This is a genomic window from Arthrobacter sp. CC3 (assembly GCF_039907775.1).
Classification (GTDB): domain Bacteria; phylum Actinomycetota; class Actinomycetes; order Actinomycetales; family Micrococcaceae; genus Arthrobacter.
Genome location: NZ_JARCCY010000080.1, coordinates 1 through 10,237, shown reverse-complemented (window position 1 = coordinate 10,237; position 10,237 = coordinate 1). Strand labels below are relative to the sequence as shown.

Sequence of the window (10,237 nt, the reverse complement as noted above, 5' to 3'; positions counted from 1 at the left end):
GGTAGGCGCCCCCATTGAGGACTGGCGCGCAGGCTTTGAAACAATGGCCGCCGCATTTGATCTCCCAGCAGACGCCCCCTGACGGATGGCATCTGCTCGGTGCCGCACTAACGGGGTCAGACCCTGCAAGATAGTAAACGTAGAAAGCCGCGCACACGACGTGCCGATTCTCAGCCCAGGTGGGGCCCCGATAGTAGTCTGAGCAAAGCGAACTGCACGATCCCACTTCGAACTGGCGCGGGTGTTACACAACGCCATAATGCAGCCGACAGCCCTTCGTGTGAGGCCATGCTAGTTCACAAGCAATACCTATCGATGGGCCAGGCTTAGACCGGCGTGGCCATCTGAAACGATCCCGCCGGCCAGGAGCCCAGCGTTTCGTCCCGCTCTAGCTGATCACCGGTAGTGCATAACGCTGGTGTTTCCCAGTCACAGACACCGTACCGGCGAAGAAGTCTGCTGCGAAGCCCCGAGCCGTTGGTAGCCATGTGGGCCTACACCTGAACTGCGTGTCCAATCCATACCCGCAAAGGTCGCTACAGACCATTGAGCAAGGAAATCGTGGCGTCGATGGGAACGAGGGTGCCCGTACGGCCGTGGTTGCCGATGGGCATACGGCAGGACCAGTTGCACGGCCGCAACGTCATGGAGCGGCGGAACGGGACCGTCGTCAGCCCCTTTTTGGCGGCCAACCGCCTCGTCAACGAGGCACCACTGCTATACCGAATCGGGCTTCAGGCAACGTGCAGCCGGTCGAGGGTGGCGCCTCCGGCTGCAGCGATCAATTCCGTAGATGCAGGCCGCCGCCGCTGTCGTTTAAGCGATTAAGAAAGCGCCTAGGACGCGGTCCCCGATCCGGACGTACAGCCGCGGTTCGGCATCAGCCGGCCCGAAGGAGGCATGCGGAGGTTGCCGAGCCCAAAGCCTTGGGAGGCATAAGGAGCTGCCCGCTCCCGCTACTGCGGCGGTGCCTGCCATGCGCGGTCGGAGCGCACTCAGCGACCCAGGGTCCGAGACCGCCGGTATCGCTGGACGATGCGCAGGATCCTCACGACAACACGCAGCGTCACAGCGGCTCCGCAAGAAGGCGGTGTATGTCGGAAGAGGCGAGCCAAAGTTCATAACCGTCGGACTTGTGTACAAGCCGTCGTTCCTCCACCCCGCGCCGCGCCAGCCAGATCATGGATCCATCCTGGGTGACCGCGTCGACCGTCCCCGTCCGAATTGTCCGACCGAACCGGCGAACATCGACCTCAGCGCCACCTAATCGCTGCCATTCGTCTCCGAACAGACTCTTGGGTTCATATGACAGCGGACGAGGAGCCCTCGCCGCCGGCCCGCCTGCGACCAAATCCATTCTTACTGTCATTGCATCTTCATCCTGAAACCGGCCGGAGGGACATTGGACATGTTATATTGAGAATCAACCAAACGCTTGGTGGTTTTAATAACCTATAGTACGCGTGATACACGCGTCAATGAAGACTCTGAGCGTCCTACGTGAACAATGCGAATACGACGAGACAGGATTCGAAGAACCATGACGGCCCGCGCTCGGATACCGCGGGAGGCGCGTACACCCATGCGCGACGGACCGATTGGGCGCGGGAGCGGCAAGCATCCCGCTCCCGCCCTGGCACCCGAAGGGTGCGCCAGCTAGTCTGCTGCATACTTAACAATCTATCGAGCGTTTGATTGATGAGATTCTGGATGCATAGTCATGGTTGTCCGCAGTGACGGAGCAGTTGCTCGGCCCCGTGTGATGCCCGCAGGGATTCTGCCAATTAGTGATACATCTACCCCAAAGGAGCCAAGAAATGATGTTTAGTGACAAGGTTGCGCTTGTGACCGGCGCTGGAGGTGGCATTGGTTCGGCTGCAGCCAAACTATTCGCCTCAAAGGGCGCCAAGGTAGTAGTCGCAGACTTTAATGCAGAAGCCGGCGAAGCGGTGGTGAGCGAAATACGAAACGACGGCGGCGAGTCGTCCTTCTTCAGAGTCGACGTAACAGACGAACTCAACGTCAATGAAATGATCTCCTTCTGCGTGGAACGCTACGGCGGCCTGCACATCGCTCACAACAATGCAGGAATACTTCATGAGGCCAAGCGGTTCCATGAATTGGACCTCGGCACCTGGGATCGGGTTATGAATGTCAACGCCCGGGCGCTAGTGCTTTGCCTGAGGGCAGAGCTTGTCCACATGCTGGCAGCAGGCGGCGGAGCAATAGTCAATACCGCTTCAGGAGCAGGCATTGCGGCTGCCCCTATGCTTAGCGCCTATGTGACAAGCAAGCACGCTGTTGTTGGAATGACCAAAAGTGCCGCCCTCGAATATGCCCGCGACGGGATCCGCGTGAATGCTGTGGCTCCCGGCACAGTCGAGACTCCCATGACAGCGAATATGACGGCGCAGCAACGGGACGCGCTCAACGAACTCATGCCCCTCGGACGAATGGCCACACCCGACGAGGTGGCACAAGTCGTCGCTTTCCTCGCATCAGACGAGGCAAGCTACGTAAACGGCGCTGTTTACACCATCGACGGAGGGTCATCCGCTTCGGCCTAAACCGAGATGCTTGCCGACCACCGGGGGAAATTCATTGTATGCCCCCGGTGGTCGACCTGCATCAGACCGAAGAAGGGTCGGGACCAGCTCCCAGGATGCTACCGGGCGGGATCTCTTGATAATCAGACAAGAGTCTGCGGCAGGCCCGCCATCTCACCGCCGTCTGCAACAAATTCAGATCCGGTACTGAATCGGGATGAATCACTTGCCAGGTACAGCACCAACTCCGAAATTTCCTCGGGGAGCCCAGCGCGCCCGAGCGCAACATGGCCTGTCGGAAATTCGATACCCAGCGCCTCCGCCGCTGGAGTCAGGATCTGACCTGGATGGATCGAGTTCACTCTAATTCCATACTTCCCCAGGTCGAGCGCCACGGATTTGGTGAGGCCGCGGACGGCCCATTTACTCGCTGTATATGCGTGAAGATGGTTGGAGCCCTTCATTCCTGAAATCGATGAAATGTTGATGATCGAACCGCGCTTTGCCGCGACCATGGCGGTTGCAACAGCTTGGATGCCGTTGAATACGCCGAGCACATTGATGTCCATCGTTCGCCTGAATTCTTCGACGGTCGCATTCTCTATGCTGGAGAATCCGCTAATGGCAGCGTTGTTCACGAGTACATCGATGGCCCCGAACGCCTCTAGGGCAACAGACGCAGCATGCCGCCAGTCCCCGGGGTTGACTACATCCAGGTGAACATATCGCACGGAATCGCCGAGTTCCGCAGCGATCTCCTTTCCCCTCACGTCATTAAGGTCCCCCGCGATGACCTTGGCTCCCGCTGCCGCCAGCATCCTTACGTGACTCTCGCCCATGCCCTGAGAGGCGCCGGTTACGATGACGACTTTGTCTTTGACACTTGCCATGATTTCTCCTGATTCAACTTGGGCCGGGCCTCCCAGGCGTTGGGAGACCACTCAAGGATCAACCATACGGTCGTTTGAATACTTTCTGGCTGTAAAATCGTAAATCTGCCAACCGTATGGTTGACAAAGTGGGTTTGGTCAGCTGAAATTGGGTAACCCCCAACGGCCGCGGGTACCCGATCTTCGGGCACCCTGGCCTCGTCTATTGGGAAGCCATGGTGCGCACCGCAGCTCTCCTGAGGAACGATCTGCGCACCTCTAGGAGAGGAAGATATTATGAAGCGACGTATTGGGCAGTCCGTGACCGGCGTAGCCGTCCTTGCACTGGGCCTGAGTTTGGTTGCATGCGTCCCGTCCGCTGACAAGAAGCCAGCCTCCGCCGCAAGTGAAGCCACCCTGGACGAGCCAAAACAATATGCGTCGGCGCAGCAAGTCATTGATTCTTACGACGTGACCAAGCTCTGCGGCGACAAACCTCTCAAACTCGCGTTCCCGACCGGTATCGCAAATCCGTGGATGAAGGACGTCTATCAGATGATCCTCAATGAATCCAAGAAATGCCCCAACATCCAGGACGTTCAGATGGTGGATGCGCAAGTGGACCAACAAAAGGCTGTTTCCGACGTAAACTCGCTGGTCTCACAAGGCGTCAACGGGATCGTCACCCTTCCGATTTTCGGACAGGCTCAGATCCCGTCCTTCAGGAACGCGCTCAAAGCCGGCGTTCCGGTCGTAACATTCATTGCGGACTCTAGCGGGAAGGCCGGAACTGACGTAACGGCCCACGTTTCCCAGGACTTGAAGACTTACGGCCAGGGTTGGGCCGACTGGCTGAACAAAAACCTCAAGAAAGGTACGGTCGTCTTTCTTGGGAATGCCCCAGGACAGCCGTCGAGTATCGCATCATTCAACGCTTTCTCCAGTGCACTGGCCCAGTATCCCGAGCTGAAGCTTGTCGAGCCGGAGTTTCAGCCTACAAACAACTCAGCCGTTGAGAAGAAACGCGTGATGACGGGCTTGCTGGCCAAGCACGGCCGCATCGACGCCGTGGTCACAGATGCCGGCGCGTATGACACCGCCGTCCTGGAGGCCTACAAAGAGGCCGGGATGAAGCTTCCGTACCTTGCGAATGCGAATTCCACAAACGGAGTTGCTTGTTCGTGGCAGAAGGAGAACTTCCCTCTGTTCTCGTGGGATGGCTCCCAGTCGCTTGGCGTCGTCGCCTTCCGCCGCATGCTTGCCACCGTTACTGGTGCGACAACCTCGGAGCCTCTCGTAGTCAGGCCGTTTGTTTCCATCGACACGCTTGGTGGAGTGAACGCGAAGTGCGATTCCTCGATGTCGCCTGACGTGGATTGGTCGGTTTCTCTGACCGAGACAGAACTCCGAAAAGTGCACGGCTAGTCATGATGGGTCAACACTTGACTGAGGTGGCCGGCACACGCACAACAGCCGCACTCGATATCCGCTCAGTAACACGTGAGTTCCCCGGTGTCATCGCCCTTGCAGATGTGGATCTCCGGGTGGAGTTCGGCGAGATCCATGGGGTCATCGGTGAAAACGGCGCTGGAAAGTCCACGCTGATGGCAATTGCGTCCGGCGCATTGGAAGCGAATTCCGGCGACGTCATAATTGATGGTGTAACGCTTGACAATGCTGATCCCCAGGCTGCCCGAGCTCTGGGACTGGCGATCGTGCGCCAAGAACCAGCCCTGCTGCCCGACCTGTCGGTGGCCGAGAATCTCTACCTGGCCGTTCAACCATCACTCCGACCTGCTGCGGGTGACATCCTGACATGGGCAAATAGGCAGCTGAAACAATGGGGAGACGGACTCTCATTTGATGCCAGCGATCGAGTGGAACAGCTCCAGCCTCAGCAACGATTCATCGTCGAGATTTGCAGAGCTCTGAGCCAGGATCCGCAGGTACTGGTCCTCGACGAACCTACGGAGCACCTGCTACGACCGGAAGTGGAAATCCTCTTTCAACACGTGCGCGCTCATGCTGCCAAGGGACGCGCGGTCGTCTACATCTCGCACCGCATCAACGAAGTGAAAGAGATTACGGACCGACTAACGGTTCTTCGAAACGGACGGACAGTCGGCACTTCTGTCACGCAGGAATGCACGACAGATCAGATCGTCAACCTGATCATCGGACGCGACCTAGACGTGTTTTTCCCGGACAAGACCGAAGCGCTCCGCTCCTCAAACATCCTAAAACTCGAAAATTTCCACACACGGGGCCTTCATCCCTCTAACGTCACCTTCAAGGGCGGAGAGATCGTTGGCCTTGCAGGTATCGACGGGAACGGACAGCGAGAATTCCTCAGAAGCCTAGCCGGTATTGCACGGTCCCGAGGAGCCATCGAAATCGGCGGGCGTCGGATCGAGCGTTACGGACACCGGTCTGCTGTGGCCAACGACGTTGTTTATGTCCCCGGTGACAGGCACAACGAAGGAATCCTGACAGGTTTGTCAGTCCGGGAGAATCTCTCGCTGAGAAACTTCAAGTCTCTGGGAACAGCTGGCTGGGTCAGCGCCAGGGCAGAAACAACCATGGCAGAGCGAATCATTCAGGACTACGCGATAAAAACGCCGTCAACCGAAACTATGATCGATTCCTTGTCCGGAGGCAACCAGCAAAAAGTCTTGATCGGCAGTGCGCTCGCCCGGGGTCCCAAGGTACTGCTCGTCGACGAGCCCACCCAAGGCGTCGACATCGGAGCAAAAAGCGAAATTTATGCCCTGATGAGGGCCGCCGCAAACGAAGGCGCCATTGTCATCGTCTGGTCCTCTGATGCCAGCGAGCTCGCCGGCATCTCCGATCGCGTCTTGGTCTTCTCTAGGGGCCAAGTGGTTCGCGAAATTATTGGAGACTCAATCTCTGAACGCGAAATCACCCAGGCCGCCTTGACGTCGGACGTCGAACGGGGCCGTGAAGCTTCCGCACGTCGAAGATTGCTTCTTTGGCTAGCGGGCGATCACGCACCATTGTGGGTTGTGAGCCTAATCATCGCCGCCATGGCACTCGTCGGGGTCACGGCGAACCCGTTGTTTCTGGGTGCAAACAACATAGGTGGAATCTTGGCGCTGACCGGGGTCCTTGCACTTGTTTCGTTCGGGCAACTGCTAGTCCTGCTGACAGGCGGAATCGATCTTTCAACGGGGCCTCTAGTTGGCCTTGTTGCGATTATTGCTTCCTTCTATCTTGTTGACGGGGCGTCCTTGGTCGAGTCGGCAAGCGGCTGGCTGATTATTTTCGGAACCGCACTGTTGGTGGGCTTTGTCAATTGGGCCCTTATCGATCTTGTACGGTTGAGTCCGATCGTAGCGACGCTAGTGACTTATATGGCGATCCAAGGGGTTTCATTCATCTTTCGCCCGAGCCCTGGCGGCTTCATTAGCAGTTCAGTTACGGATCCAATTTCGGCGGTTGTGGGGCCAGTGCCGGTGACCTTCGTTGTTGTGTTGGCGATGGGCATTGGGCTGAACGTCGCACTCAAACGAAGCCGCCCGGGCGTCTCTTTGCGAGCCGTCGGATCCAAGGAGGAAGCTGCCCGCGTAAACGGCTTGAGCCCGAAGCGGGTGCGGATGTGGGCCTACCTCGGGTGCAGCCTTCTAAGCGCACTTGCCGGAATTTTATTCATGGCACAGACCGCGACGGGGGACGCGAGGGCAGGATCAGGGCTGACGCTTCTCGGTATTACGGCGGCCGTAGTCGGCGGTGCGAGCATCTTTGGCGGGCGCGGGTCCTTCATTGGCGTACTTCTTGGAGCCCTTATGGTGCAAATGATGAATTCACTAACTGTCTTTCTACGGTTTTCGCCCGATTGGCAGTACTACCTCGTTGGAGCGATGACTCTGGGCGCTGTTGCTTTGTACTCCATCGCTCGGCAACGTGCAGCTTCCCGCCATTGATGAAGGATGACCACACAATGAAAATGATTCCAGGGCCCTCCCGCGAAAAAGTCACTTCAATGGCTGAGACAGCACCGCTGACCTCACCGTCATGGACCTCACGTGCTTTGCAGGCACAGGCAGTACCCATAGGTGTGGCCACTGTAGTGCTAATTCTTGTAGCCTCGATCTTTGTCCCACAAGTGCTCACACCGGCATCGCTTGTCGCAGTGATCATTCCCGCTGCAATCATGGCTATAGCCGCGATCGGTCAAACCCTGGTCGTGCAGCAGAAAGGAATCGACCTCTCCGTTGGAGGTTCGATGACTCTATCTGCCGGCATTGTAGCGACAAGCACCGCCAATGGTCAGTCAATTTGGCTCGGACTCGTTTTGGCTACTATTGCAGCGGTCGTTGCCGGCGTAGCAAACGGACTGCTGGTGACCCGCTTGCATATCACGCCGATTTTGGCGACGCTAGCCTCCAATTCTCTCCTCATCGGCGCCGTTTGGACTGTTTCCAACGGCAATGCACAAACAACACCCGACGCATTGAGGGCGGTAGCTACGGGTTCTGCAGCCGGTCTCCCGTTCATTGGTTGGATCGCCATAGTTCTCGTTGCCGGATCGTCGTTTGTGATGGCCAAGAGCGTGTATGGACGAAGGTTCACAGCCGTTGGCGCCGCGCCAGAAGCAGCCCGAGCAAGCGGAACAAGCGTGGAAGTCCATGTTGTCTCGGCCTATGTAGCTTCCAGTATTTCCGGGGCGTTGGCGGGATTGTTGCTAGCGGCCTACGCGGGGCAGGCAACTTACGACCTGGGGAACAGCTATATGTTGTCCATTGTCGCAGTTGTTGTCATCGGCGGGGCAGTGTTGTCCGGAGGCAGGGGCAGTATTACCGCGACGGCCATCGCTGGCGTCTTGTTAGCCCTAGTCGTCCAGATGGTCTTGACGCTCGGAGCCCCGCCTTCGACTCAGCTATTGGTCCAAAGTATCGTGCTGGGGCTGGCCGCAGTTGCCCGTTTGGTGCCGTGGACCCGATTCGTGCGGAGGTGATCGTATCCTTGCGGCACAGGCTTCAGACATCGGCGGCACTATCGCGGCCACTGGCATAGCGATGGATCCCCCACGGTTCCTGTCGAGGTTGCCCTGCTGGCCACCTCGATTTGTCGGCTCGTCCTCGAAACCACCATGTGCGGCTAGGAGTATGTTCAATATGATGGGTGCGTCGTTACGCCGTTAACTTGTGGAGACGGATGGCCGTTTCCGGGGTCGGCAGGAGTGCCATCTCGACCTGCATAATCAGTGGACTATCAACCAATCATTCGGTAGAATGCGAACGGCCGGATGACTCACAAATTGTCTCCGCACACGGCGAAACGAAGGGCTAGGCTATGACATCTGTAGAAGTAATAGCGAAACGGCCACCAGCCGCGCGCAAAACGCAGCGGCGCAACCGGGACCAGGTGGTCCTGGAAGAGGCCATCCATGTGATCTCCGAGCGGGGTTACGCGGGCACCTCAATTCAAGAAGTTGCGGATCGAGTAGGCGTCCTCAAAGGCAGTCTCTATCACTATTTCTCCTCCAAGGAGGAGTTACTTTTTAGAATTCTCGAGCAGTCGCACAAAGAGACCACGGATATTGCGGAGGAGGTTGCCCAGCTGGGCCTCCCCCCTTTGGAGGAGCTCCTTGAGTACTTGAAGCGTTCCAGTCTTTGGTATATCGCCAATGTCCAGCGCGCAAACATCTTCTTCACGGAGATGCGGAATCTAACCGGGGACAGGCTAGCAGAGGCCAAGACTTGGGGGCGTTACTTCGAGTCCCATATCCAGAGGTTAGTGACGTCCGCGCAGGAATCCGGAGAAATTCGTAGCGATCAGGACCCCAGGCTTATCACTCGATTCGTCATCGGGGCCGTAAATAACGTACGAGATTGGCCCAGCCGCTCCGGTAAAAAGTTCTCAGCTACGGACATTGCAGAAGCGCTCGTTGCTTTGGTGAGAAATGCAGTTGCGCCCTGAGGAAACCTCGTGGCAGTTGCCGGGGCGAGTTCCGTAAGCGGAACTCGAATGTCTTTTCTTGGGCCGTCACCGTTTCGTCGTGCCTTCATGAATCGATCCGATGCCATTGGTCAGGCGAATTCGCACCTCGCAAGCGAATGTGCCAACTGGGCTGGCACAGCAGTTCCAGGAGCCCTCAAGTCGGCGGATCAGGACGCTTGACCAGCCCCCCCCCACTCCCCTGATCCGCTGGCCGCTAACCTCCAGGTGAAGCCGCGTACCGCTGCCAAGCGTTTAGTCCGGGTTGGTAATTTCACGCGGCGGTGGTCCTTTGACGTCGGATACGTCCCAATTGCATCCGACTGTACGATGACATCGAGTTGTTGATGCCGCACCCAGATTCACAGGCCACTTAGCGATCTACGACTCGTGGACTGTATTTATGCCTTCGGAATCCTATATGCGGGCTCGAAACTCTAAGCGACCCTGCTGAATGCTGGTTTGGAGGCGGTGCTGTCGCAGGCGACACGGCTTTGGCCCCTCAACCGTTTGCGTTGAATGTCGGCCACGCTGCAGCTCGTTAGTTTTGAAGTGCCCCTGATTAAAGGTCGCACGGTCCTCGATTTGCCTGGAGCTCGCCATGTCGTGGAACCAATTTCGCCAAATCGGGGACAAGGTGCTATCAATAGATTGACCAAACGTTTGGTTGCTTAGCTTCCTGTAGGGAAATCGAACTTTGAAGGGTTCGACGTATGGCCTGGGCCATTAACAACAGTGGAACTCGCAACCTGCGTGGACCGAAGGTCGGTAAATTAGCCCAAGGCTTTTGCCGCCGCAGATGACATTGCCGTTAATCGCGTGAAGGGTGTTTCCATGGCCTCAGCAGTAGCAGGACCGCAGGCA

The 10,237-nt window shown here is 57.4% G+C and carries 6 protein-coding genes; 5 read left to right on the top strand and 1 reads right to left on the bottom strand.

Annotation, left to right across the window (positions count from 1 at the left end; all coding sequences use genetic code 11):
- Nucleotides 1–1,817 precede the first annotated feature (1,817 nt).
- A complete protein-coding gene (locus PV761_RS23790; protein ID WP_347899990.1) occupies nucleotides 1,818–2,567 on the top strand; it encodes an SDR family NAD(P)-dependent oxidoreductase in 750 nt (249 codons plus the stop codon).
- 122 nt (nucleotides 2,568–2,689) lie between these two features.
- Here PV761_RS23790 and PV761_RS23785 read toward each other — a convergent pair whose 3' ends face one another.
- Nucleotides 2,690–3,436 (bottom strand): SDR family oxidoreductase, encoded by a 747-nt coding sequence (locus PV761_RS23785; RefSeq protein WP_347899989.1) that lies wholly within the window; start codon nucleotides 3,434–3,436, stop codon nucleotides 2,690–2,692.
- A gap of 276 nt (nucleotides 3,437–3,712) precedes the next feature.
- Between PV761_RS23785 and PV761_RS23780 the strand changes: the two genes are divergently transcribed.
- From PV761_RS23780 to PV761_RS23765, 4 genes are all read left to right on the top strand, one after another.
- Nucleotides 3,713–4,840 (top strand): substrate-binding domain-containing protein, encoded by a 1,128-nt coding sequence (locus PV761_RS23780; protein WP_347899988.1) that lies wholly within the window; start codon nucleotides 3,713–3,715, stop codon nucleotides 4,838–4,840.
- Nucleotides 4,841–4,866: 26 nt separating this feature from the next.
- Nucleotides 4,867–7,356, top strand: coding sequence for an ATP-binding cassette domain-containing protein (locus PV761_RS23775; protein WP_347899987.1), 2,490 nt, complete (start codon nucleotides 4,867–4,869; stop codon nucleotides 7,354–7,356).
- Between the two features lie 17 nt (nucleotides 7,357–7,373).
- Nucleotides 7,374–8,390: an ABC transporter permease gene (locus tag PV761_RS23770; RefSeq protein WP_347899986.1), complete on the top strand. Its 1,017-nt coding sequence runs from the start codon at nucleotides 7,374–7,376 to the stop codon at nucleotides 8,388–8,390.
- 338 nt (nucleotides 8,391–8,728) lie between these two features.
- Entirely contained in the window at nucleotides 8,729–9,355 is a 627-nt protein-coding gene (locus tag PV761_RS23765; RefSeq protein WP_347899985.1) for a TetR/AcrR family transcriptional regulator, read from the top strand.
- Nucleotides 9,356–10,237 lie beyond the last annotated feature (882 nt).